The organism is Aliirhizobium wenxiniae (assembly GCF_019511445.1).
In the GTDB taxonomy this organism is placed as follows: domain Bacteria; phylum Pseudomonadota; class Alphaproteobacteria; order Rhizobiales; family Rhizobiaceae; genus Neorhizobium; species Neorhizobium wenxiniae_A.
The window spans coordinates 23,337-46,590 of sequence record NZ_JAEUAN010000001.1 but is presented as its reverse complement, the minus strand read 5'-3'; the positions used below and the strand labels follow the sequence as shown (position 1 = coordinate 46,590).

21 protein-coding genes and 1 tRNA gene are annotated in these 23,254 nt (G+C 59.3%); 3 read left to right on the top strand and 19 right to left on the bottom strand.

Features of this window, described 5'->3' with window-relative positions; all coding sequences use genetic code 11:
• Positions 1-31 precede the first annotated feature (31 nt).
• The 5 genes from JNB91_RS00250 to JNB91_RS00230 form a co-directional block, all read right to left on the bottom strand.
• Entirely contained in the window at positions 32-658 is a 627-nt protein-coding gene (locus tag JNB91_RS00250) for a class I SAM-dependent methyltransferase (RefSeq protein WP_430736226.1), read from the bottom strand.
• 12 nt (positions 659-670) lie between these two features.
• Positions 671-1,342 carry a pseudouridine synthase gene (locus JNB91_RS00245; RefSeq protein ID WP_220323516.1) on the bottom strand — a complete coding sequence of 224 codons (672 nt, stop codon included), beginning with the start codon at positions 1,340-1,342 and terminating at the stop codon, positions 671-673.
• Between the two features lie 59 nt (positions 1,343-1,401).
• Positions 1,402-1,478, bottom strand: a tRNA-Met gene (locus JNB91_RS00240).
• Positions 1,479-1,641: 163 nt separating this feature from the next.
• Entirely contained in the window at positions 1,642-2,838 is a 1,197-nt protein-coding gene (mnmA, locus tag JNB91_RS00235; RefSeq protein WP_220323515.1) for a tRNA 2-thiouridine(34) synthase MnmA, read from the bottom strand.
• Positions 2,839-2,973: 135 nt separating this feature from the next.
• Positions 2,974-4,095, bottom strand: a complete 1,122-nt coding sequence (locus JNB91_RS00230) for a mechanosensitive ion channel family protein (RefSeq protein WP_220323514.1) — start codon at positions 4,093-4,095, stop codon at positions 2,974-2,976.
• Positions 4,096-4,193: 98 nt separating this feature from the next.
• On the opposite strand from JNB91_RS00230, the gene JNB91_RS00225 reads away from it, so the two are divergent.
• On the top strand, positions 4,194-4,628 hold the full coding sequence (locus JNB91_RS00225) for a DUF1810 domain-containing protein (RefSeq protein ID WP_220323513.1): 435 nt from the start codon (positions 4,194-4,196) through the stop codon (positions 4,626-4,628).
• Positions 4,629-4,633: 5 nt separating this feature from the next.
• Here the strand turns inward: JNB91_RS00225 and JNB91_RS00220 are convergent, their stop codons facing one another.
• The 3 genes from JNB91_RS00220 to JNB91_RS00210 form a co-directional block, all read right to left on the bottom strand.
• Positions 4,634-5,719: a Tim44 domain-containing protein gene (locus JNB91_RS00220; RefSeq protein WP_220323512.1), complete on the bottom strand. Its 1,086-nt coding sequence runs from the start codon at positions 5,717-5,719 to the stop codon at positions 4,634-4,636.
• Between the two features lie 279 nt (positions 5,720-5,998).
• A complete protein-coding gene (serA, locus tag JNB91_RS00215; protein ID WP_220323511.1) occupies positions 5,999-7,594 on the bottom strand; it encodes a phosphoglycerate dehydrogenase in 1,596 nt (531 codons plus the stop codon).
• A gap of 78 nt (positions 7,595-7,672) precedes the next feature.
• Positions 7,673-8,854 (bottom strand): phosphoserine transaminase, encoded by a 1,182-nt coding sequence (locus JNB91_RS00210; protein WP_220323510.1) that lies wholly within the window; start codon positions 8,852-8,854, stop codon positions 7,673-7,675.
• 375 nt (positions 8,855-9,229) lie between these two features.
• Here JNB91_RS00210 and JNB91_RS00205 point away from each other — a divergent pair, with 375 nt between their 5' ends.
• Entirely contained in the window at positions 9,230-9,868 is a 639-nt protein-coding gene (locus JNB91_RS00205; protein ID WP_220323509.1) for an outer membrane protein, read from the top strand.
• A 156-nt stretch (positions 9,869-10,024) separates the two neighbouring features.
• On the opposite strand, the gene JNB91_RS00200 is transcribed toward JNB91_RS00205, so the two are convergent.
• The 10 genes from JNB91_RS00200 to tolQ all read right to left on the bottom strand — a co-directional run bounded on the left by JNB91_RS00200 (position 10,025) and on the right by tolQ (position 21,744).
• A complete protein-coding gene (locus JNB91_RS00200; protein ID WP_220323508.1) occupies positions 10,025-10,861 on the bottom strand; it encodes an outer membrane protein in 837 nt (278 codons plus the stop codon).
• 262 nt (positions 10,862-11,123) lie between these two features.
• On the bottom strand, positions 11,124-12,479 hold the full coding sequence (gene glmM / locus JNB91_RS00195; RefSeq protein ID WP_220323507.1) for a phosphoglucosamine mutase: 1,356 nt from the start codon (positions 12,477-12,479) through the stop codon (positions 11,124-11,126).
• 233 nt (positions 12,480-12,712) lie between these two features.
• Positions 12,713-14,647, bottom strand: a complete 1,935-nt coding sequence (gene ftsH, locus JNB91_RS00190) for an ATP-dependent zinc metalloprotease FtsH (RefSeq protein WP_220323506.1) — start codon at positions 14,645-14,647, stop codon at positions 12,713-12,715.
• Positions 14,648-14,750: 103 nt separating this feature from the next.
• Positions 14,751-16,064 (bottom strand): tRNA lysidine(34) synthetase TilS, encoded by a 1,314-nt coding sequence (tilS, locus tag JNB91_RS00185; RefSeq protein ID WP_346269244.1) that lies wholly within the window; start codon positions 16,062-16,064, stop codon positions 14,751-14,753.
• A 53-nt stretch (positions 16,065-16,117) separates the two neighbouring features.
• Positions 16,118-17,125: a tol-pal system protein YbgF gene (gene ybgF / locus JNB91_RS00180; protein WP_220323504.1), complete on the bottom strand. Its 1,008-nt coding sequence runs from the start codon at positions 17,123-17,125 to the stop codon at positions 16,118-16,120.
• A 198-nt stretch (positions 17,126-17,323) separates the two neighbouring features.
• Positions 17,324-17,857 carry a peptidoglycan-associated lipoprotein Pal gene (gene pal, locus JNB91_RS00175; RefSeq protein ID WP_220323503.1) on the bottom strand — a complete coding sequence of 178 codons (534 nt, stop codon included), beginning with the start codon at positions 17,855-17,857 and terminating at the stop codon, positions 17,324-17,326.
• 201 nt (positions 17,858-18,058) lie between these two features.
• Positions 18,059-19,366 carry a Tol-Pal system beta propeller repeat protein TolB gene (tolB, locus tag JNB91_RS00170; protein ID WP_220323502.1) on the bottom strand — a complete coding sequence of 436 codons (1,308 nt, stop codon included), beginning with the start codon at positions 19,364-19,366 and terminating at the stop codon, positions 18,059-18,061.
• 30 nt (positions 19,367-19,396) lie between these two features.
• Positions 19,397-20,530: an energy transducer TonB gene (locus JNB91_RS00165; protein ID WP_220323501.1), complete on the bottom strand. Its 1,134-nt coding sequence runs from the start codon at positions 20,528-20,530 to the stop codon at positions 19,397-19,399.
• A 9-nt stretch (positions 20,531-20,539) separates the two neighbouring features.
• Positions 20,540-20,998 (bottom strand): protein TolR, encoded by a 459-nt coding sequence (gene tolR / locus JNB91_RS00160; protein WP_220323500.1) that lies wholly within the window; start codon positions 20,996-20,998, stop codon positions 20,540-20,542.
• Between the two features lie 26 nt (positions 20,999-21,024).
• Complete coding sequence (gene tolQ / locus JNB91_RS00155; RefSeq protein WP_220323499.1) at positions 21,025-21,744, bottom strand: protein TolQ; 720 nt, start codon at positions 21,742-21,744, stop codon at positions 21,025-21,027.
• A gap of 426 nt (positions 21,745-22,170) precedes the next feature.
• Between tolQ and JNB91_RS00150 the strand changes: the two genes are divergently transcribed.
• The gene (locus JNB91_RS00150; protein ID WP_220323498.1) at positions 22,171-22,656 is read left to right on the top strand and encodes a hypothetical protein; all 486 of its coding nucleotides are present in this window, start codon (positions 22,171-22,173) and stop codon (positions 22,654-22,656) included.
• Between the two features lie 30 nt (positions 22,657-22,686).
• Here JNB91_RS00150 and ybgC read toward each other — a convergent pair whose 3' ends face one another.
• Positions 22,687-23,136, bottom strand: coding sequence for a tol-pal system-associated acyl-CoA thioesterase (gene ybgC / locus JNB91_RS00145; protein WP_220323497.1), 450 nt, complete (start codon positions 23,134-23,136; stop codon positions 22,687-22,689).
• Between the last annotated feature and the right edge of the window lie 118 nt (positions 23,137-23,254).

The following is a 23,254-nucleotide window of genomic DNA, read 5'->3' as shown; positions in this document are numbered from 1 at the left end:
CTGGAGGGGTAAAGCCCCTCCGCCACAAGCCTTACGCCACATCTCCGGTCGCTTTCGCGGTCACGAAGACATCATACCGGGTGCTTTTTCCGATGATCTGATGGCTGGGTTTTCGAATGCCCGGCATCGGATCGGCACGCAGGGGCCATTTCAGAACCACTCTTTTCTGCGCGTTTTCCAGTGCGACCTGCATCAGCTCGAGTGAATCCGGATCGTCGCCGACGATCTCGCGGATCAATCGCATCTCCTTCTTCACCAAAGCCGTCTTGTCGCGCGGCGGGTGCATGGGATCGATCAAGATGATCTGAGGTTTCAGCTGCGGAATAAGCGCGCAGGAATCGCCATGCAACAGCGTCATCCGCGCAACCGTCTCCGCATGACGCCCGCCTTCCGCTTCAGCCCGCTTCAGCCCTTCGGCAAGCAGAGCATGCATCGTCTCGGAACGCTCGATCAGCGTCACGTTTGCGCCAAGCGATGCAAGCAGAAACGCATCGCGGCCAAGCCCTGCCGTCGCATCGACGACTTGCGGCGCCGTATTGCCGGAAAATCCGACAGCCTTCGCCAGTCCCTGCTTGCGTCCCTCGTTGGAGCGAAACCGGTGACCAACCGCCCCACCGACGAAATCGACAGCCAGATCGGATTTTTCGAATTTCTGCACGATGGACCGATCTCAGAAAGGGGTTGGCGCTGTAAACGTCACGTCCGAACCGTCGGGCTTGCGGAAGCTCAGTTCCTCGGCATGGAGCAGCAGGCGGTCGCTAGCTGCCAGTGCCTCGCCATCCGCGTAAAACTCGTCGCCGAGAATAACATGTCCGAGCGCTTTCATATGCACCCGCAACTGATGGGTCCGACCGGTCATCGGAAACAGCCGAAGCCGCGTCCGGTTCTCAGCCCGGCCGAGAACCTGCCAGCGGGTCAGCGCAGGCTTGCCATGCTCGTAATCGACCCGGTGACGAGGCTTGTTGTCGGGGTCGATGGCAAGCGGCAGATCGATTATCCCCTCCTCGCCCTCAACCCTGCCCCATACTTCCGCGACATAGGACTTTTTCGTCTCCCGCGCCTCAAACTGCGCAGCCACGAACGCATGCGCCTTGCGGTTCAGCGACATCAGCACGATGCCGGACGTATCCTTGTCGAGCCGGTGGACGATCAGCGCCTTCGGAAACTCTTTCTGCACCCGCGTCAGCAAACTATCGCTCAGCGCCGGATGCCGGCCCGGAACAGAAAGAAGGCCGCTCGGCTTGTCGCAGACCAGAAAATCCCGGTCACGGTGCAGAATGGTCAGATAGGGATCGAGCGGCGGATGATAGATCGGAGAAACATCGGAAAGCACAGTCGTCACGATGGAGCCATCCGGGAAATGCGAGCCGTAAAATCCGAAATTTACAGCTTGGAGAAAATTGGTAGCGGGGGGCGGAATTGAACCGCCGACCTCAGGGTTATGAATCCTGCGCTCTCACCAACTGAGCTACCCAGCCACACCAACGAAGCTGCTTTTAAAGCGTCCGCTCCGAGGAATGAGCGGCTTATAAAGGCAGGCCGCGAACCTTGTCAAGCATATGACAGGAGAAAAACTGAGGAGTTTCAAACCTCCGTTTTCGTCCAGTTCCCTGCCCTTGAAAAGCAGGGAACTCAGAGAGCTCAAGCCGCAACCGGCTGTGCAAGAAGCTGCTTCAGCGAAGCTTCCGCCTCTTCCGCACGCTCCGAGCGCTCGATGAAACCACCGCCATAAACGCGCGCATCAGCACCGGGCGCCGAATAGAGCACGCAGGCCTGGCCCGGTGCGACACCCGCTTCACCGATCGACAGATCGACATAGACGCCGCGCTCGTCCACATGCAGCGTGGCCGGCGTCGGCGGGCGGGTGGAGCGAACCTTGGCAAAACAGGCAAAGCCCCCGCGCACATCGTTTTCCAGCGACGAATCGCCGAGCCAGTTCATATCGCGCAGATAGACGCGATGCGTATCGAGCGCTTCCTTCGGCCCGACGATGACACGGCGCGAGCGTGCATCGAGATAGACGACGTAAAGCGGCTCGCCTGTGGCAACACCCAGCCCCTTGCGCTGGCCGATCGTGTAGTGAACGATCCCTTCGTGACGGCCGAGCACGCGCCCGTCCATATGCACGATATCGCCGGCAAGCGCCGCGTTCGGCTTCACCTTGTTGATGATGTCTGCATATTTGCCGGCAGGCACGAAGCAGATATCCTGGCTGTCGGCCTTCTTGGCAACGACGAGGCCCATCTCTTCGGCAAGCTCGCGCACCTGTGCCTTCGACATACCGCCGAGCGGAAAGCGCAGATAATCGATCTGCTCCTGCGTCGTCGCAAACAGGAACCAGCTCTGGTCACGGTCGCTGTCGATCGGGCGATAGAGCGCGCGGCGGTTCGGGTTTTCGTCCGTCGGGTTGGCGGCCGAGCGGATATAGTGGCCGGTTGCCAGCGCATCGGCACCGAGTTCCTGAGCGGTTGCCAGAAGATCGGCAAACTTGACCGTCTGGTTGCAGGCAACGCAGGGAACCGGCGTCTCGCCCATCGCATAGGCTTCGGCAAACGGATTGATCACCGTCTCGCGAAAACGCTTTTCGTAATCGAGCACGTAATGCGGAATGCCGAGGGTTTCGCAGACGCGGCGCGCATCGTCGATATCCTGGCCGGCACAGCACGAACCGGCGCGGTGAACCGCAGCGCCATGATCGTAAAGCTGCAGCGTGATGCCTAAAACATCATAGCCCTGTTGTTTCAGAAGCCCGGCCACGACAGACGAATCCACGCCGCCCGACATGGCGACGACCACGCGTGTATCTTCCGGCTTCTTGTCAAAATCCAGCGTATTCACGGGACAACTCTCGCTGCAATATCTTATGCACCGCATCCATCAGCGGCACGTTGCGCCCGAGGCGGGATCGGCCGCCTGCCGGGCAATGTCGAGCGGATATAGAAACTATTCCGACCGCATGCAAGCTCCAGCGAATCACGACTGCAATGCAGCCTGATGCGCGGCATGCACCGAAGCAACCCCATTGCCGTCGAGCGGCCGGTCTGTACGAACCTTCGGCAGCGCCTGCGGATATTCCCGCTGGACGAAATCGACCAGCTTCTCGCGCACCTCACAGCGGATATCGAACACCTTTGGCGCACTGCTGGAAGAGGCGAGAATGCGGATCTCCATAACGCTCTCGCGAAAATCCGTCACCTGCACCGCGACCACCTTTTTATCCCAGAGTTTAGAGGCCGCGACGATATCCTCGACCTTGGAACGGACGACCGAGACCGGGATCGAATAGTCGAGATAGATCATCACTGTCCCGATCAGCGCCGAGCTTTCGCGCGTCCAGTTCTGGAAAGGGTTCTCGATAAAATAGGAAAGCGGCAGGATCATCCGCCGCCAGTCCCAGAGCTTGACCACCACATAGGTCGATGTGATCTCCTCGACATTGCCCCACTCCCCTTCGACGATCAGCGCGTCATCGATGCGGATCGGCTGGGTGATGGCGAGCTGAATGCCGGCAAAGATGTTCTTCAGCATCGGCTGCAGCGCCAGGCCGAGCACGATACCGGCAACGCCCGCCGAGGCGAGTACGCTGACGCCATATTGCTGTACGGCCGGAAACGTCATCAGCATGGCGGCAACGGTCAGCACAACGATCATCGCACCGGCGATGCGTTCAGCAATCCGCGATTGGGTCACATGGGTGCGCGCAAGCAGATTGTCTTCCGCATCCAGCTTGAAGCGACGCAGGTAGACGGTCATCCAGATATGCAGCGCCGCCTTTGCCGACCATCCGAGAAGGAGGATGAAGGCGATCAGCAGCACATGCCGGATGATCTCCGCCGGGCGCGCTGCAAGCGGCGCAACGGTGACGCCAAAGGAGAGCGTGAATGTCAGAATTGCGAGCTTGAGCGGTCGCTTGCCTCTCGATACGAGAGAGCGCCAGAAGAGGTCCTTATTTTCGACCACCCGCGTGAGGATACGGAAAGTCAGACGATGGATGGCAAGGCCGATCACGATGGCGGCGGCCAAGACCCCGAGGCTCACCATCCAGTTCGGCAGCCAATCTGTATATTGGCGAAACTCTGCGATAAACTGGTCCATCCGCGCTCAGTTAGGGTGCAGCGCAGCATAGGAAAGTGCGGCCGCAAAAATATCATCTTTCTCCGACTTCATGCCGCAATTGGGGTGAGGAGCGATTCATGAACGAACAGTTTTTACCTTTCGATCTCACTCGCTTCGTCGAGGCACAGGCATCCATCTACAATCAGGTGGTTGCCGAACTGCGTGACGGGCAGAAGCAAAGCCATTGGATGTGGTACATATTTCCGCAATTCCACGGGCTGGGCGCCTCGGCCATGTCGCAGCGTTTCGCAATCCGCTCAAAGGCGGAGGCTGTCGCCTATCTTCAACATCCCCTGCTCGGCTGGCGGCTTGGAGAATGCACGGCGGTCATGCTCGGGCATGAAGGGCGAAGCGCAGGTGATATTCTGGGCGCGACGGATGAGCTGAAATTCAGAAGCTCGATGACCCTCTTTCATCTGGTCAGCGAAAAGGGCTCGCCTTACGAGCGAGCCCTTCACATTTTCTACAAAGGGGAGCACGACGGGCGAACCGCCGAACTCCTTGGAATTTAGGCGCCTTATGCGGCGGACTGGATTGCCGAAAGCTTCCAGTCGTTGGCCGGCTTGCGCACGAAGGTCCAGACTTCCACCGTTTCAGTGATTTCGTTCGGATCACCTTCGGCAACTTCGCCGGTATTACGATCGCGCAGGAAGTCGATCGAGGAATAGCGCATGGCAACCGTCGCATATTCCTGGCCGTTTTCGCGCCATGCTTCTGCAAGGTCACCCTGCAGCAGCGTGACGTCGCGAACTTCGTTCTTCACACCATTGGTCGCGTTTTCACCCAGCTCTTCGGCAAGGTAGGACATTGCTTCCGGCGTCGTGAGATCACGAAGCTTGGCATAGTTTTCGTCCGCATAAGCACCCTGCACTTCGGTCAGCAGCTTTTCGAACTGACCAAGATCGCGGCTGGTGATGCCGATCTCGTCCGTATCCGGGCCAGCCTGACGCTGAACGGCCTGCTGCGCACCGCCGAAACCTGCGGCACCGGCGCCGGAGCCGATCTTCGGGATCTGGAAACCGCCCTGGTTCTGCTGCGGTGCCTCATAGGCGTTATTCTGCTGGCCGTAACCATCATTGCCATTGCCATTACCGCCATCGCCGTAAGCGCGGGCATTACCAGCCGGGCCTGCTGCCTGCTGCTGCTGGCGACGGGCGAAGAAACGGAAGGCGAGCATTGCGAGACCTGCGATTAGCGCGATCTGCAGAAGCATGCCGAAGAAACCGGCCATGCCGCCGAAACCACCGCCCATCAGCATGCCGAACAGACCGCCGAGTGCGAGACCGCCAAGAATGCCGCCGAACATACCACCGAACATGCCGGGACGACGCTGCTGCTGGGCTGCCTGGGCGCCCATGCCGTTGGCAGGGCTTGCTGCGTTCTGTTGTGTATTCGGGGTCATCGAGCGGTTGATGCCGCTGGCTGCACCCGGTGCCGTATTCGTCGTCGGCGGAGCCGCGAATGTACGGGTACCGCGGCTGCCGAAGCTGGAACCACCGCCGGCGCGACGCGCTTCCGCGAAATCGACGGCTGTTAGCGAAACTGCCATTCCGATCGCTGCGATCGCGAAGAGTTTCTGGAAACGCCGAAGCTTGAACAACATCAATTTCTCCTCTGGCCGCCCTATGCGGTCCGTGACCCTGATATGGGGAGCCGTGGCGCTGTTTTCAGTAGTCCGCCCACTTTTTCCCGCCTTAGTAGTTACAAAAGTTCAAGGCGGGAGCCAATTGACGGAAATACAACCAGCAGGCGTTTTTAACGGTAAAGCGATCACATAATCGTCAGACGCAACAAAACGGGCCTGGCGCTTGCCGCACCAGACCCGTTCTGCATCTTCCCTGGGAGGAAAAGGCGGGGTCAACAGACCCCACCGAATGAAGGCTTATTCGACGTTGAACACCAGCGGGCGGGCCTGGCGGATGGCCGGGTTTGCCGTCAGCTGGGCAAGCACATCTTCAGATACCGGTGCATCGACATAAAGCAGCGCAATCGCGTCACCGGCTTCCTTCTCGCGACCGAGCTGGAAGTTGGCGATGTTGACGCCGGCATTGCCGAGCGTCGTGCCCATGAAGCCGATCATGCCGGGAACGTCGGTGTTGGAGATGTAGACCATGTTGGCGCCGACATCGGCGTCCATGTTGATGCCCTTGATCTGGATGAAGCGCGGCTTGCCATCCGAGAACACGGTGCCGGCAACCGAACGAGTCTGCTTGTCGGTCTTGACCGTCAGCTTGATGTAACCGTCGTAAACGCCGGTCTTGTCACGCTTGACTTCGGAAAGGACGATTCCCTTTTCCTTGATCATGATCGGCGCCGAAACCATGTTGACGTCGGCCACCTGGTTGCGGATCAGGCCGGCCAGAAGTGCGGAGGTCAGCGCGCGGGTGTTCATGCTGGCCGTCTGGCCATCGAACAGGATTTCGATTTCTTTGATCGGATCATCAGAAACCTGACCGACGAATGCGCCGAGAACGTCGGCGAGACGAATGAACGGCTTCAGGATCGGCGCTTCTTCAGCGGTGATCGACGGCATGTTGATGGCGTTGGAGACGGCACCCTTGACGAGGTAATCCGACATCTGTTCGGCCACCTGCAGGGCAACGTTTTCCTGCGCTTCCGTGGTCGAAGCGCCAAGATGCGGCGTGCAGACGACGTTGGGAAGGCCGAAGAGCGGGCTCTCGGTCGCAGGCTCGACTTCGAACACGTCGAAACCGGCACCAGCAACGTGACCGGACTTGATGGCGTCAGCAAGTGCCGCCTCATCGACCAGACCACCGCGGGCGCAGTTGATGATGCGAACACCCGGCTTGGTCTTGGCGAGATTTTCTTTGCCGAGAATGCCGCGGGTCTTGTCGGTCATCGGAACGTGCAGGGTGATGAAGTCGGCACGTGGTAGAAGTTCTTCTAGCTCGACCTTTTCGACACCCATTTCCTGTGCACGCTCAGCCGACAGGAAGGGGTCATAGGCGATAACGTTCATGCCGAGACCGATGGCCTTCCTGCAGACGATGCCGCCGATATTGCCGGCACCGATGACGCCGAGCGTCTTGCCGGTGATTTCGACACCCATGAATTTCGACTTTTCCCACTTGCCGGCCTGGGTCGAGGCGTCAGCCTGTGGCAGCTGGCGGGCAACGGCGAACATCAGCGCGATGGCGTGTTCGGCAGTCGTGATCGAGTTGCCGAACGGGGTGTTCATGACGATGATACCGCGCTTGGAAGCAGCCGGAATATCGACATTGTCGACGCCGATACCGGCGCGACCGATGACCTTGAGATTGGTCGCGGCAGCGATCAGCTTCTCGGTCGCCTTGGTGGCGGAGCGGATGGCGAGGCCATCATAATTGCCGATGATTTCGGCAAGCTTGTCCTTGTCCTTGCCGAGCTTCGGCTGGAAATCGACTTCAACGCCGCGATCGCGGAAAATCTGGACGGCGGTTTCCGACAGTTCATCGGATACGAGTACGCGAGGTGCCATTGTCTGGGCTCCTGATAAAGGGTTCAGTCTCTGAATGCGGGATGAGAAGGTGCCGCCGTCAGCGGCACCGGAAATCAATCAGGCAGCAGCCTTGGAAAGCGTGGCTTTCTGCGTTTCGAACGCATAGGTCAGCCACGGCATCAGGGCTTTCATGTCTGCCTCTTCGATCGTGGCACCGGCCCAGATGCGCAGACCGGACGGAGCATCGCGATAAGCGCCGACATCGAGTGCAACGCCTTCCTTCTCGAGGATGGACGTTACGCCCTTGGCGAAAGCAGCCTGTGCATCCGCATCGAGAGCGACAACCTCGGCGTCGACGATCTTCAGGCAGACGGACGTGTTGGAACGCGTCTCATCGACCTGCGCCAGATTTGCGATCCAGTCGTTTGCGGCGACGAAATCGAAGATGACCTTGGCGTTGGCATCGGCGCGGGCGATCAAGCCCTTCAGGCCGCCGACCGTCTTTGCCCATTCGAGCGCATCGATATAGTCCTCGACGCAGAGCATCGACGGCGTATTGATCGTTTCGCCCTTGAAGATGCCTTCGGAAAGCTTTCCGCCCGAGGTCATGCGGAAAATCTTCGGCAGCGGCCAGGCCGGAACATAGGTCGTCAGGCGCTCGACGGCGCGCGGCGACAGAATGATCATGCCGTGACCGCCCTCACCGCCCAGAACCTTCTGCCAGGAGAAGGTGACGACGTCGAGTTTCGAAAAGTCCATGTCCTGCGCGAAAGCGGCCGAAGTCGCGTCGCAGATGGTCAGGCCCTTGCGGTCTGCCGGGATGAAATCGGCGTTCGGAACGCGAACGCCGGACGTGGTGCCGTTCCAGGTGAAGACGACGTCACGGTCGAAGTCGACTTCATTGAGGTTCGGAAGGAGGCCGTAATCGGCCTCGAACTTGCGAACATCCTTGAGCTTCAGCTGCTTTACCACATCCGTGACCCAGCCGGCACCAAAGCTTTCCCAGGCAAGCATATCGACACCGCGCTCGCCGAGCAGCGACCACAGCGCCATTTCGACAGCGCCCGTGTCGGACGCGGGAACGATACCGATGCGGTAATCCGCCGGGACGTTCAGAATTTCACGGGTAAGATTGATGGCCTGTGCCAACTTGTCCTTGCCAACCTTGGCGCGGTGCGAACGACCGAGCGGGGCATCGGAGAGAGCGTCGAGCGACCAACCGGGGCGCTTCGAGCAGGGGCCAGAAGAAAAATGAGCATTATTCGGACGTACGTCCGGCTTTGCGGCGGCGTTGGCCATATAGATACCCTTCCAGGTAATTAGCCTCTCGTTGGGGAGAGGTGTCCCGCCGTCGTGGATATGCTTGTCGCCAAAATCAGTCAAGCGGAATGTGTGGCCTCGTGAAAGAAGACGCCATTTACCTAATCAACTCCCCGGCAAACACCTCACAGATAACCTGTCGCCATAAGGGTCGAACCCAGGTGCATCTTAACGTTTTGACAATTATCAGCTTTCAGCACCGCCATCACGTTCCCGTGAAATCAGGAGTGACAAAGACCATAAGAATAGAGGCTGGAGAAATACTTTGCGCGAGATGCATTTATTGTTGCCGTTTTGCTACAGCTTTCTCTCAGGACTCTCTTTATGTCGCCCTCCATCATAAAGGAGTACGACATGTTCAAGACTATTGCTCTGGCTTCGGCCCTCGCCCTTTCCGCTTCCGTTTCGGCCATCGCTGCAGACGCCGTCGACCAGATCCCGGCTGCGCCGGTTGCCGTTGACGCACCTGCATTCAGCTGGAATGGCGTTTATGGCGGTATCCAGGGCGGCGCAGGCTGGCTCGACGGAGAGTTCAGCGCAACCGGCCTTGGTAGCGCAAAGCAGGACTTTGACGGCGGTGTTGTAGGCGGCTTCGTCGGCTACAACTGGCAGCTCAGCAACGGCTTCGTTGTCGGTCTCGAAGGTGACGTCGATTACAACTTCAACGAAGAGAGCGCTGCCGGCATTGATGTTGGCACCGACTGGTCGGGTTCTGTTCGTGGCCGCGTCGGTTACGCCTTTGACCGCGCCCTGGTTTACGGTGCAGCCGGCTGGACCTTCACCAACGGTTACGTCGACGGCGCTGGCGTCGACGAAAACGAAACCTTCCACGGCTGGACCGTTGGCGCAGGCGTCGATTTCGCTGTGATGGATAACGTATTCCTGCGCGGCGAATATCGCTACAACGACTTCGGCGACAAGGACATCCTGCCGGGCCTGAACGTCGATCTCGACCAGCACGTCGTGAAGGTCGGCGTTGGCGTAAAGTTCTGATCCTACGTGACAGCTTGAAAAAGGGGCTCGAAAGGGCCCCTTTTTTTATTGCCCGAACAATGCGAACGACCACCATTTCAACCGCCACAGACCGACCGGCTGAATGGTAGCCACGAAAAAGCCGCCCGAAGGCGGCTCTGATGCTGATAGAATGGCTTACTTGTAGACGATAGGCTGAGGCTCCGGCTCATAAGCCACCGGCGCATCGCAACCGCCGAACATATAGCGCGCACCGACGCGTGCCTCGTGGCTGTGAAAACCCTTGTCACGACCCTGAGCGCCACCACCGCCGGCAAAGCCGAACATGTTTCCGCCATCGATATACCGGTAGCGATAGCCGACGTCGGCTTTCAGATTGCAGGTTACGTCGATTGTCGTACCGACCATCAGCGCAGCGCTGGCGCGCCATTTGCTCTTGCCGCCATGGTCATCACCATAACATCCCGGTGCGCCCGGATCGTCGCAGATCTGGTTGCGCAGCTTGTTCCACTTCACGTAGGACGCACCAAGACCCGCGCCGACATAAGGCGTGAAATAGGAATATGTGCCGAGATCGACATAGACGTTCGCCATCAGCGAATAGGCGGTCATCGACGACCTGTCGGACGAGGTGCAGAAGGTGACGCCGTCAAGGCAGAGGCCGGTCGTGCTGCCGCGGAAGTCGGCCGAAGTCAGGCGATCGAATGTCAGATCGGTGCGCAGATAATTGTTGATCTGGTAACCTACACCGGCGCCGAACATCCAGCTGTCGTCAAGCTTGGCGGAGGTAAAATCCGTTTCGAATGTCTGGCCGCCCTGAAAATATTTCGCGCCGCGCATCTTGTTGAACGAATAACCCACATCGCCGCGAAGATACCAGCCGGTTGCTTCCTGCACCGTCACTTCGGGCGCGTCCATGAGCGGTTCAGGCTGGGGCTGATAAAGGTCTGCCGACTGGGCAACGCCGGCCGACAGCATTGCCACAGCAACCGTGGTCGCAAGGCGCATCTTCATGTTCGCTTCTCCAAGCTTCATCATGCATGGCGTGCCACATGCACCACCACCCTATTTGGCATGGAGAATGAAGGATAAAGGTTAAGCCCCACTTAACCATAGCCGTTTACCGTTCTGCCTCATTGCGGAACAGACGTTTACTTCGCGCTGAACTTGAGATCGGCAACATCGGACTACGGCGCATAAGAAAAAGCGCCGTCCGGAGCACGGACGGCGCCTTCGTGTAAAAATCACGCGATGGCGGCCTTAACCGCCATGAATATCAGGCAGCTTCCGAACGGACATTGCCGATCACGTCGATGAGACCGTTGACGATTTTCTCGACCTGCGCACGATCGTCACCCTCCGCCATCACCCGGATCAGAGGCTCGGTACCGGACGGGCGGATGACGAGACGGCCCTTGGAACCGAGTTCGGCTTCCGCGTCGGCAATAGCCTGACGGACTATACCGTCTTCCAGCGGCTTGCCGCCGGAGAAGCGGACATTCTTCAAAAGCTGCGGCACAGGTTCGAAACGGCGGCAGACTTCACTCACCGGGCGGCCGAGCTTCTTGACACAGGCAAGGATCTGCAGCGCGGCCACCAGACCGTCGCCGGTCGTGCCGAAATCGGAGAGAACGATATGGCCTGACTGCTCGCCACCAACATTGAAATCATGGTTGCGCATATGCTCGACAACATACCGGTCACCGACCTTGGTGCGGGCAAGCGTCAGCCCCTTGTCGCCGAGAAAACGTTCGAGGCCGAGATTGGACATGACGGTCGCAACGATGCCGCCGCCCGTCAGGCGCTGATCCTGCGCCCAGCTTTCGCCGATGACGGCCATCAGCTGGTCGCCATCGATGATCTCGCCGTTTTCGTCGACGATGATCACGCGGTCCGCATCGCCATCGAGCGCAATGCCGATATCGGCTCGAACTTCGTGCACCTTCTTCTGCAGTGCCTCTGGGCTTGTCGATCCGCAATCGAGATTGATGTTGGTGCCATTCGGCTCGTTGCCGATCGTCACCACCTCAGCGCCGAGCTCCCAAAGCGCCAGAGGTGCAACCTTGTAGGCCGCGCCATTGGCGCAATCGATCGCAACCCGAAGACCATGAAGCGTCACATCGCGCGGCAACGTGCGCTTGGCCTGCTCAATGTAACGGTAGATATCGCCCTCGACGCGCTTTGCCCGGCCGATATCGGCGGATTTGGCAAGCTGCGCGTGCAGATCGCTGTCGAGCAGATCCTCGATGCGCATCTCCAGCTCATCGGAAAGCTTGTAGCCATCGGGGCCGAACAGCTTGATTCCGTTGTCTTCAAAAGGATTGTGGGATGCAGAAATCATCACGCCGACATCAGCACGCAACGAGCGCGTCAGCATGGCGACGGCAGGTGTGGGGATCGGGCCAAGCAGGAAGACATCGAGGCCCGCAGCGGTGAAACCGGCCACCAGGGCATTTTCGAGCATGTAGCCCGACAGGCGGGTATCCTTGCCGATCACGACGCGGTGGCGATGGCTGCCGTTCCTGAAAATCGTCCCGACCGCGATGCCGACCCGCATGGCGAGGTCAGGGGTCATCGGGAAGACATTCGAATGTCCACGGATACCATCGGTACCGAAATAGCGGCGTGCCATGTAATCTCCTTCGTCATCGCGCGATCCGCGCGCTGCGGGTGGGTATCAACCAAGAGGCCCGCTGCCGCGTCATTTGGGATCGGCATTCATACGGCTATTGCCACAGTCGTGTGGCGCAAGCACGTCAATTAGCGTCAAAGCCGATCATATGCCGTGACCGGATAAGCCATCGTTAACATAAAAGACCGCCGCGGACGGGTCCACGGCGGTCCTTGTAACTCAGTAAAATTGCCTCAATGCGGCTGCGGCTCGAGACCCGCCTCGGGCTCTCCGCCCTTCGGCTCGTCCTTCTTGGCACCGGTCGAGGGTACGGCCGAACCACGGCTCGGGGTCGAATCGTCACCGAGATCGCGGGCGGGCTTTTCACCCTTCAGCAGCGCCTTGATCTCTTCACCGGTCAGCGTCTCATATTCCAGCAGACCTTCCGCGATCGCCACGAAACCATCGTGATGATCGGTGAGGATCTTGCGAGCTTCCTGATAGGCTTCGTCGATCAGGCGACGCACTTCCGTATCGATCTTCTGAGCTGTCGCTTCCGAAACATTCTTCGACTGCGACACCGAATGACCGAGGAAGACTTCCTGCTGGTTCTCACCGTATGCGACCTGACCGAGAACGTCGGAGAAGCCCCACTGGGTGACCATGGCGCGGGCAAGCTTCGTGGCCTGCTCGATATCCGAGGATGCACCGGAGGTGATATTTTCCTTGCCGAACGTGAGCTCTTCGGCAACGCGGCCGCCCATCATGATGACGAGGCGCGAGACCATCCACTTGTAGCTCATCGAATAGCGGTCGCCTTCCGGCAACTGCATGACCATGCCGAGGGCACGGCCGCGCGGAATGATCGTCGCCTTGTGCAACGGATCGGCAACCGGAACCTTGAGCGCCGTAATGGCATGGCCGGCTTCGTGATAGGCGGTAAGCTTCTTTTCGGCCTCGGTCATGGCGGACGAGCGGCGTTCCGCGCCCATCATGATCTTGTCCTTGGCGTCTTCGAATTCCTGCATGGTGACGAGGCGCTTGTTACGGCGCGCAGCCATCAGTGCAGCTTCGTTGACGAGGTTCATCAGATCCGCACCCGAGAAGCCGGGCGTACCGCGAGCCAGAACCTTGAGGTCGACATTCGGAGCCAAAGGCACGTTACGGGCATGCACCTTGAGGATGCGCTCGCGGCCGACGATATCCGGGTTCGGCACCACGACCTGACGGTCGAAACGGCCCGGACGCAGCAGCGCGGGGTCAAGTACGTCAGGACGGTTGGTGGCGGCGATCAGGATCACGCCTTCATTGGCTTCAAAGCCGTCCATCTCGACCAGCAACTGGTTGAGCGTCTGTTCGCGTTCGTCGTTACCGCCGCCAAGGCCGGCACCACGATGGCGGCCGACAGCGTCGATTTCGTCGATGAAGATGATGCAGGGCGCATTCTTCTTGGCCTGTTCGAACATGTCGCGGACACGGGACGCGCCCACACCGACGAACATTTCAACGAAGTCCGAACCGGAAATGGTGAAGAACGGAACATTGGCTTCGCCGGCAACCGAACGGGCGAGAAGCGTCTTACCCGTGCCAGGAGGGCCGACGAGCAGAACACCGCGCGGAATACGACCGCCGAGACGCTGGAACTTCTGCGGGTCGCGCAGGAATTCGACGATTTCTTCCAAGTCCTGCTTGGCTTCATCAACGCCGGCAACGTCTTCAAACGTCACGCGACCATGCGCTTCCGTCAGAAGCTTGGCCTTGGATTTGCCAAAGCCCATGGCGCCACGCGAACCGCCCTGCATCTGGCGCATGAAGAACAGCCAGACACCGAGGATCAGGAGCATCGGCAACAATGTACCGAGATAGCTCAGGAAACCGGACGAGCCGTCCGTTTCGGGACGCGCAACGATCGTGACGTTCTTTTCCTGCAGACGCGACATCAGCGAGTCGTCGATCACAGGCGAATAGGTCTGGAAGTTCTGGCCGTTCTCGGCATAGGTGCCCATGACACGGTTGCCCGTCACCACGACATCGCGAACACGGCCCGAATCCACATCCTTCAGGAACTGCGAATAGGGAACATCGCGGGAACTGGTTTGCGACGGCGCCGTCTGGAACATGCTGAACAAGGCGATCAGCAATAGGGCTATGATAGCCCAGAGGGCAAAATTACGAAAGTTTGGGTTCATCGAACTCCCCGGACTGCCATTGCGGCCGCTGAGGCGGCCACCTTTTCTGGTCCATAACATAAGGTTGCGTTACGCCCTTGCCAAGGCAAGGCGGCACCTCCGTTTAGCTTTTCCGCTCGAAAACCTTAATCGGAATAGCGGGAAGCGCGTCGCATCCGAACAAAAGCGCAAGCTCGTTGCCGAGATTAAGCTCAAACTGCGGCAAAAAACGGTCGTAGGGAGCAAGGACTGGCTCGACGATCACACTCGCTTTATCGATCGTGATCGATGACGCAAGGACAGGATGGATATCCGGCATCACGGTCATGGCCCGCATGGCGACAGCCGGCGGCGCATCGGGGAACATGATGGTGGCCATTCGGCGCTCGGCAGCAGTTGGGCCGATCTTGATGGCCACCTCGCTTCGATTTTCAATCCGATAGCGCTCATCCCAGCTTTGCGTTTGTCCTTTTGCAATCTCAATAGCCGTAAGGTCGCGATTTTCGCGATGCAGGAAGAGCCCTTCCCGCCTGACATCGAAAATGACGCGCCCTGCCGTCATGCGTCCCATCACGCGCCGATCGAGCATCGCCATGACGCGATCCATCGTCGCCGATGCAGGCAGGTACTGGCGTCCGCCCAGGATGGCCGCAAGATTTGCCAGCAAGTGGCGAAGGATCTCGGGCTCTTCGTTCATAACCTCGGGCGCGAGCTGGGCTAAAACACCATGGGTGACCCGCAAATAGCGGCGAGCAAGATCTGCCGCGTTATCCGCAAGCTGGCACCGCCGCCGCGCGGCCAACCGAATAGTCTCGGTCGGCATGTCGGATCGATCCGCAAGCCCTTCCCTCACACGGACACGTTCATAGTGGAGATCACAATTGCTGGGATCGTCGATCCACCCCCTGCCCGACTGCCGCAGAGTATCTCGAATGGCTTCACACCGCGTCGCAAGAAACGGACGCATCAGCCAGCAACTGCGATCGAGCAACACCGCCTCCGCCATGCCGGCCAGGCCGAGATTGGCATCTGCTTCGCTGCGGCTGGCCCGCATAGCCACCGTCTCGATCTGGTCATCGAGCGTATGGCCGGTAACGATGACATCCGCACCGAACCTGTCGGCAGCCTCCATCAGCAGCCGGTAGCGCGCCTCCCTAGAGGCCGCCGAAATGCCCGAATTGGGCTTCTCGCCAGACCAGCGGAGGATGACATGAGGGATCGACAGCTCTCGGCATTGCCGTGAAACCGTCTCGGCTTCACCGGCGGCCTCCGCCCTGAGTTCGTGATCAATGGTTGCGGCAACAAGCGTGTGTCCCATCGCCTCAAGCGCGGCAGGCGCACCATGGAGGCTGAGAAGCAGGCCAATCGAATCACTCCCGCCAGAAACCGCGACGAGGATACGACATGGCCTTGTCAGCCTTTCGAGAAACGATTTCACCGCCTCCTGCGGAGACAGTGACAAGTCTTGGAGCACAGCCACGATAGACCCGCTTAGCAGCCGAGGCGCTTCTGCTCGCTGCTCACCTTGGAAAGCACGGCCTTGGCCGCACTCGGATAGCGGCGCGGCACTTCCTTGAGTGTGGCGCAGGCGGTCTCATTGTTGTCGAGCGCGGCAAGCGACATGCCGAGCTTCAGAAGCATTTCAGGAGCCTTCGGCGATTTGCCATAGGTCTGGTGGGCATTGAGGAAGGTCTTGGCCGCTTCGTTATATTTGGCCTGCGAATATTGTGCCTCGCCGAGCCAGAAATTGGCGTCAGGCAGACGGCTGCTCTTGGGGTAAGCCGCAATGTAGCTGGTGAACTCGGTTTCGGCGAGCTTGTAGTCGCCTGTCAGCACATGGTCGTAGGCGATCTTGTAGGCATCGCTCTCGCTGCCGAGCGACGCAGTCTGCTGCGGATCGCGGCCAGCGCGGGGAGATCCTGTATCGACGCCGGGAAGAGCTGACGAATTGCGGGCACTGTCGTTGCGGCTCGCACCGATCGGGTTGCCGTTCTGATCGAATTCCATCGAACCGAGCGTGGTCGGTGCCGGCGCGGAATTGCTCTGGGAAGCACCATTGTCGGATGGCGTCTCGATGATGCGGGAAATATCGTCGCCACCTGCAGGGGCGGCCTGAGAGGAAGACGAGGAGGAAGGGCGGCTGGACGCCACGGCCGGTTGCCCGCCCGTGTCGCCCAAGTCGCTTCTCTTCTTCTTTTCCAGCTCCTGGAAGCGGAATTCGTTATCTTCCTGCGTCTTGCGCAGTTGTTCCTGCATCTGCAGCAACTGATAGCTCATTTCCTCGATCCGGCCATTGAGCTGCCGGATTTCTTCCTGGAGCTGCTGGTTACGAACGGCATCATTGTTCTGCGCCAGGATGATTTCGCCCTGTTCGGGCTTTGCCTGTTGCTGAACGCTCTGCTCGCCCTGGAAGAGTTTCGGCAATGTAAGTTGGAAGGCGCCAGCTGGGCCTGCCATTGCCGCCAGCCCCAGCATTGCTGCCAAGACAATTTTCTTCATGTCGTTCGTCCTGCTTCTCTGATTTGCGTCGGGATGACGCGAGACGGATTTTTCTTACCTGCCGCCAAAAAGCAACCAAGCCGTCATTCAAAATCTAGGGAATCGGGGCCAAACTAAGGAAAAACAAAAAAGGTGGCCGAAAGACCACCTTTTCTAACGTAATTGTCATCTTCGCCGAGGCAAAAGCCGCGGCCAGGATTACATGCCGGCGCCACCGAGAACGGTAACGGCGCGGCGATTCTGCGACCAGCAGGAGATGTCGTCGCAAACGGCGACCGGACGTTCCTTGCCGTAGGAAATCGTCTTGATGCGGTTGGCCGGTACGCCGCGCGAAGCAAGATATTCCTTGGTGGAGGCTGCACGGCGTGCGCCGAGCGCCAGGTTGTATTCGCGGGTACCGCGTTCGTCGGCATGGCCTTCAACGGTGATCGCGTAGTTCGGGTAACGGGCAAGCCACTGAGCCTGACGATCGAGCGTCTGCTGTGCGTCCGCGCGGATCGAGGTCGAATCGGTGTCGAAGAAGATACGGTCGCCGACATTGACGGTGAAGTCCTGCGTCGAGCCCGGCGTGGCCGAACCTGCACCGCCGAGACCAAGTTCGCCTGCGCTGTTGGGCAGGTTCTTCTTGTTGGCGCAGCCGGCGAGCGCCAGCGCAAGCGTGAGCGCGATGACGGCTGGATTGCGAGCGAGGTTCTGCATGCGGCTCATCGCCTGGGTATCAGTGCGGCTCATGGCCGGTCTCTCCTTGGATCATGAAATTCAGAGTTGCCAGACTCTAACCTAATTGAGTTAACCATGTTCAAATGCGTATGGTTAACCAAACCTTCCGGTGTCCCGTATCTGCCCCATTCCCGCGAGATTGGGGCAGGAAAGAGGCAAGCTTGCCTCACTCTTGATTGCAGTCGTTCACACAACAGCACCGTGTGCTGCCGACTATTCGAGCAGCGGCGACCAAGCCGGGTCCGAACCGTAGGACGGTGTCTTGACCATCTGCTCGTTGTAACCGGTCAGGTCGATCGAATAGAGCTGCGGACCGCCGGCACCGGCGCCCTGACGGAAGAACATCAGCACGCGGCCGTTCGGCGCCCAGGTCGGGCCTTCGTTGTGGAAGCCCGAGGTCAGGATACGCTCGCCCGAACCGTCCGGCTTCATCACGCCGATCGAGAACTTGCCGCCCGACTGCTTGGTAAACGCGATCAGATCGCCGCGCGGAGACCAGACCGGTGTCGAATAGGAACCGTCACCGAAGGAAATACGGTTCTGGCCCGAGCCGTCGGCATTCATCACATAAATCTGCTGACGTCCGCCGCGGTCGCTCTCGAAGGCAATCCGTTGACCGTCAGGCGCATAGGACGGTGCCGTATCGATCGCAGCCGTCGAGGTCAGACGGGTCGTCGTGCGCGAGCGCAGGTCCATCGTGTAGATATTGGCATTGCCTTCCTGCTGCAGGCTCATGATGACCTTCTGGCCATCGGGAGAGAAGCGTGGCGAAAACGTCATGCCCGGGAAGTTGCCGACCACTTCGCGCTGTCCGGTTTCCAGCTGCAGCAGATAGACGCGCGGCTGGTTGCCTTCGAACGACATATAGGTGACTTCCTGACGGCTCGGCGAGAAGCGCGGCGTCAGAACGATGTCCTTGGCGTTGGTCAGCATGCGGACGTTGAAACCGTCCTGGTCCATGATCGCAAGCTGGCGCTGGCGGGCAGTCTTCGGGCCGTTTTCGGAGACAAAGACAACGCGGGTGTCGAAATAGCCCTTTTCACCGGTAATGCGCTCGTAGATCGCATCGGCGATGATATGCGCCAGACGCCGCCAGTTGTCCGGCTGGGTAAAGAACTGCTGGCCGGTCATCTGCTGGCCGGCATAGGTGTCCCACAGGCGGAATTCTGCGCGAAGACGGCCGTCTCCCTCACGGGTCACGCGGCCGACGACCAGCGCCTGTGCGTTGATCGCCGTCCAGTCCTGGAAGCGCGGAGCCTTGTTCGGATCGGAAATCTTCTCGATGAACGCCGCCTTGTTCACCGGAGCGAACAGGCCGGAGCGCTGCAGGTCGGCAGCAACCACCTGGGCGATCTGCGCGCCGAGATCATTGTTGGACTGGAAGTCCGTGATCGCGATCGGCAACGGCTGGACATTGCCCTTGTTGATGTTGATTTCCACCGCCGCATGGGCCGGAGCGGAAACCGTCATCGCCATTCCGGCAATCGCCATCATGATACCGATGAGGGAACGTTTGATCATATCGCTAAAGCCTCTCAGCTATTTGATTCTCTAGAGCCCCAACTCACTGGGGTCGAAATTGACGGCGACTTCGCTCCAGGCGTCGTATTTTTCGGCCGGCAACCCCTTGAAGGGCTGCGACTTCAAGACTGCGCGCAGCGCACCACCTTCCATCGTCCGGCGCGCCATGGACGAACCGCCGGTCGAGGTCACCTCCGGTTCACCGATAATCATGCCCGACCTGTCGAGCTGAAACGTCACGCGGATCACCATGCCCTGCAATCCTTCGATACCGGCAATGGTCGACCAGTTGTTCTGGATCTGGCCGCGCAACGCATCCATCTCGCTAAGGCTCAGCTTCGCGCCGGTGGAAGGCTTGGTGCTACCGGTGGATGCCGGTGAGGTAGAGCGCTTCGCACCGCCGCCGGACGATTCCTGCTTGTTGAGCAGCGAAGCGATCTCGTCTGCGTTGAAATCGCTCTTCTGCGAAGAGGAAGATTTTGCCGTTTCCTGCTTCTTGCCTTCCTTCTTGTCGGTCGGCTTTGCAGTCTCGGCAGGCTTCGTCTCCGGCTTTTTCTCGACAGGTTTTTCAACCGGTTTTGCCTGTTCCTTCGGCGGTTCCGGCTTCGGCTTGGCAGCCGGCAGAGGAATGGAAGACGGAAGCGGCATTTCCTCCGCCTGGGTCGGTGCGGGCGCAGGTGTCGGTTCCGGCGCCGGAGTGGGTTCCGGTTTCGGCGGCGTCGGCTCGGGCTTCGGCTGCGGAAGTGCTGCCATCTCTGTCGGCTTCGGCGCGGTCTCTTCCGGCGCGATGTCCTTGACTTCGTTCTGCTCTGGCGTCGGCGTCGGTGTCGGGCGCTCAGCCGGCTTCGGTGCAGCCGCAGCCTCCACCTGCACCGGCCTCTTGGCGGGTGTCGGCGGTGTCTTCAGATCGACGTCGTTCTCGCCGGCATTTTCAGCGCCTTCGACGATCTTCTGATTAGTGGTCGGCTTGGCAGCAGGCTTTTCGAGCATGGGCGCCGTTTTGTCGCCCTGCATCATCATCGTCATATCTTCGATCGGCACGATGTCGACGGGCAACGCCTCGACGTCGGCCACGGTCATCGGCGCCGGCGCACTGAGCGAAACCATCGCCCAGGTCAGAACCAGCGTATGAAGAACCAGCGATGTGCCGAGACTTCCCTTCATGGCAGCCGATTACCTGTCCTGTTCCTGAAGGGTAACGAGGCCGATATTCTTGTAACCGGCAGCAGAAATACGGGCCATGACCTTCATCACGACGCCATAGGCGGCAGCCGTATCGCCACGCACATAGATGCGCTCGTTGTAACCGGTCGTGGCAATCGCCTCGAGCTTCGGCACGACTTCGTCGATCGCGATCGGGGTTTCCTGCAGATAGATTTCGCCCGTCGGATTGACGGAGATGGTGATCGGCTGGGTATCGGAATTCATCGCCTTCGCCTGCGTTTCCGGCAGGTCGATCGGCACGCCAACAGTCATCATCGGTGCTGCGACCATGAAGATGATCAGAAGCACCAGCATGACGTCGACAAGCGGCGTCACGTTGATTTCGCTGATGGCACCGCCACGACGGCGACCGCGACGTCCGCGGCGACCGCCACCCGATGCATTCGCTCCTCCAGCTGACATGCCCATGATCTAGCTCTCCTTCGTCGCGCGGCTTATTGCGCGGCCTGGCGCGGCTGCAGCTTCTCGTCGATCTGACGAGACAGGATGGCCGAGAATTCGTCGGCAAAGCCTTCCATGCGGGAATTGAGCTTGCCCGCTTCGGCCATAAACTTGTTGTAGGCGATAACGGCCGGAATAGCGGCAACAAGGCCGATAGCGGTGGCAAGCAGCGCTTCCGCGATACCCGGAGCAACGACCGCAAGGTTGGTCGACTTGGAACCGGCAATCGCCTGGAACGAGGTCATGATACCGACAACCGTACCGAAGAGGCCGATGAACGGACCGGCGGAACCGATCGTGGCGAGCGAACCCAGACGCGCCTCATAGGCTTCGCCTTCGCGTGCCATCGTCACGTCCATTGCACGGTCGATACGCATCTGCAGGCCGATCGGCGAACGGGCGCCGCGCTCGAAACTCTTTTTCCACTCGCGCATGGCGGCGACGAAGATGGCGGCAAGGCCGTTGTTCTGGCGCTCACCGAGCGTGCGGTAAAGCTCTTCCAGCGACTGTCCCGACCAGAAGACCTGTTCGAACTGGTCGAACTGCTTGCGTGCTTTGTTGAAGCTCACATACTTGTCGAGCACGATCGCCCAGGTCCAGACCGACGCACCGATCAGACCGATCATGACCAGCTTGACGATAAGTCCTGCCTGCATGAAAAGCGCCCACAGACTGACGTCATGCGTCGCGGCTTCCAAAGCTACCTGTTCCATCAACTATCCCCGAATCCAAACGCCCGGCATGGTGACCGGGCGGGTTCCAAAGCGCATGCTCGCGAATATCTGTCTGACCACCGAGAGCGCAGCCCTAACCCCAAGATGTCCTGAGTTTTCTGCTTGGCTTCTCGCCTTCAAATTTGGTCAAAGGAAGGCGTGCGTTGTACAAATTCCTCAGGTCTGAGTAAGACAACATTATCGTTAATAATGCGTTACAGCACCGCACCCCATCCCTCTGAAACGACTCGACAATTGACCAGAGTTCGCGCCGGCCATTCGAGTGGTGTTTGCGCGAGATATGCCGACGCACAACCACCGGCAGGTTGAGCGCGCCAACTGCTTTGGCTATCGATCGCGATATTACCGCCCCGCCTTCTGGCGGCCTCGCGCAACTTGGCGCCGAATATTTTCAAAGAGGAATAAATGCTTGTTTTCAAACGCGCCCTTGCCGGCGCCGCTCTCCTATCCGCATTCCTGATTTCGCCCGCCGCGGCCAAGGATATCCCGCCGAGAACAGCCGGCCTCTGGCTCCTCAAGGCCGAAGACAACCCGTTCGCGGATTGGTCGATGTGCATCGACGAGACCCGAAACGACTTTCTGGATACCGATGTCTGGGATAATTTCGCCAATGAGTGCAAGGTAACGGGTTCCAGCACCCGCAAATCATCTGGAAAGATCGACGCCACCTGCAAGCTGACCGATAAAACTGACGCCAAATTGCAGGTCACGTTTTCGGGAGATTTCAAGACCGGCTACCGCTTCGAATCAGTCACCCGGTTCGTCAATGCGCTCGGCAAGACCAATACGCTTCATGCCAATGCCAAGGTCACCTATGCCGGAAAATGCCCGACTGAGCTCAAGCCGGGCATGAAGAAGATGACCAAGAGCGGCCTGATTCTCCGTCCCTGAACAGCAGGCCCCATATGCGAGGCGTGGCGCTTAAGCGCCATGCCCCAGAAACTTCTCGGCGATCGTCTCCGGCAGCCGCCGCGGTCGCCCATGTTTGTTGATCACAGCGATCACCACCTTTGCCGCGATCAGCAGCGTGTCGCCACGACGGATTTCCTGGATCAGCACCATCTTGGCGCCACCGGCCCTTTCCGTCGCGGTGATGATTGTCAGGACATCATCCATCCGTGCCGGCTGCTTGAAGTCGATTTCCATCCGGTGGACGACGAACACGAGCCCCTCCTCGTCGGCGGCCAGAAGCGCGCTCTGCTCGCAACCCAGGCAACGCAGATAGTCGGTCCGACCTCTTTCGAGGAAGTGAAGGTAGCGAGCATGATAGACGACGCCGGAAAAGTCAGTGTCCTCGTAATAGACCCGCTGCACGAGGCGATGGCCGTGGTCGGTCAATTCGCCGGAAAGGAGAAAATTATCACTATGCATGGGGCTTGCCTTGGAAAAACCTTATCGTCCTCTGGATATTGGCAGCATACCGCCCCACTATCCAACGGGCGTCATATTTCCTCCCTAACAGGAAAAAATCAGAACACCACTGGAGATT

Coding starts and splice junctions, on each gene's coding strand:
- serA (WP_220323511.1), bottom strand. CDS start 7,594: ATGGCACCTCGCGTACTCGTATCCGATGAACTGTCGGAAACCGCCGTC.
- tolB (WP_220323502.1), bottom strand. CDS start 19,366: ATGATCAAACGTTCCCTCATCGGTATCATGATGGCGATTGCCGGAATG.
- pal (WP_220323503.1), bottom strand. CDS start 17,857: ATGAGCCGCACTGATACCCAGGCGATGAGCCGCATGCAGAACCTCGCT.
- JNB91_RS00205 (WP_220323509.1), top strand. CDS start 9,230: ATGTTCAAGACTATTGCTCTGGCTTCGGCCCTCGCCCTTTCCGCTTCC.
- JNB91_RS00165 (WP_220323501.1), bottom strand. CDS start 20,530: ATGAAGGGAAGTCTCGGCACATCGCTGGTTCTTCATACGCTGGTTCTG.
- JNB91_RS00220 (WP_220323512.1), bottom strand. CDS start 5,719: ATGTTGTTCAAGCTTCGGCGTTTCCAGAAACTCTTCGCGATCGCAGCG.
- tolQ (WP_220323499.1), bottom strand. CDS start 21,744: ATGGAACAGGTAGCTTTGGAAGCCGCGACGCATGACGTCAGTCTGTGG.
- JNB91_RS00210 (WP_220323510.1), bottom strand. CDS start 8,854: ATGGCCAACGCCGCCGCAAAGCCGGACGTACGTCCGAATAATGCTCAT.
- JNB91_RS00230 (WP_220323514.1), bottom strand. CDS start 4,095: ATGGACCAGTTTATCGCAGAGTTTCGCCAATATACAGATTGGCTGCCG.
- JNB91_RS00150 (WP_220323498.1), top strand. CDS start 22,171: ATGCTTGTTTTCAAACGCGCCCTTGCCGGCGCCGCTCTCCTATCCGCA.
- ybgC (WP_220323497.1), bottom strand. CDS start 23,136: ATGCATAGTGATAATTTTCTCCTTTCCGGCGAATTGACCGACCACGGC.
- JNB91_RS00200 (WP_220323508.1), bottom strand. CDS start 10,861: ATGAAGATGCGCCTTGCGACCACGGTTGCTGTGGCAATGCTGTCGGCC.
- JNB91_RS00225 (WP_220323513.1), top strand. CDS start 4,194: ATGAACGAACAGTTTTTACCTTTCGATCTCACTCGCTTCGTCGAGGCA.
- ftsH (WP_220323506.1), bottom strand. CDS start 14,647: ATGAACCCAAACTTTCGTAATTTTGCCCTCTGGGCTATCATAGCCCTA.
- glmM (WP_220323507.1), bottom strand. CDS start 12,479: ATGGCACGCCGCTATTTCGGTACCGATGGTATCCGTGGACATTCGAAT.
- ybgF (WP_220323504.1), bottom strand. CDS start 17,125: ATGAAGAAAATTGTCTTGGCAGCAATGCTGGGGCTGGCGGCAATGGCA.
- tolR (WP_220323500.1), bottom strand. CDS start 20,998: ATGGGCATGTCAGCTGGAGGAGCGAATGCATCGGGTGGCGGTCGCCGC.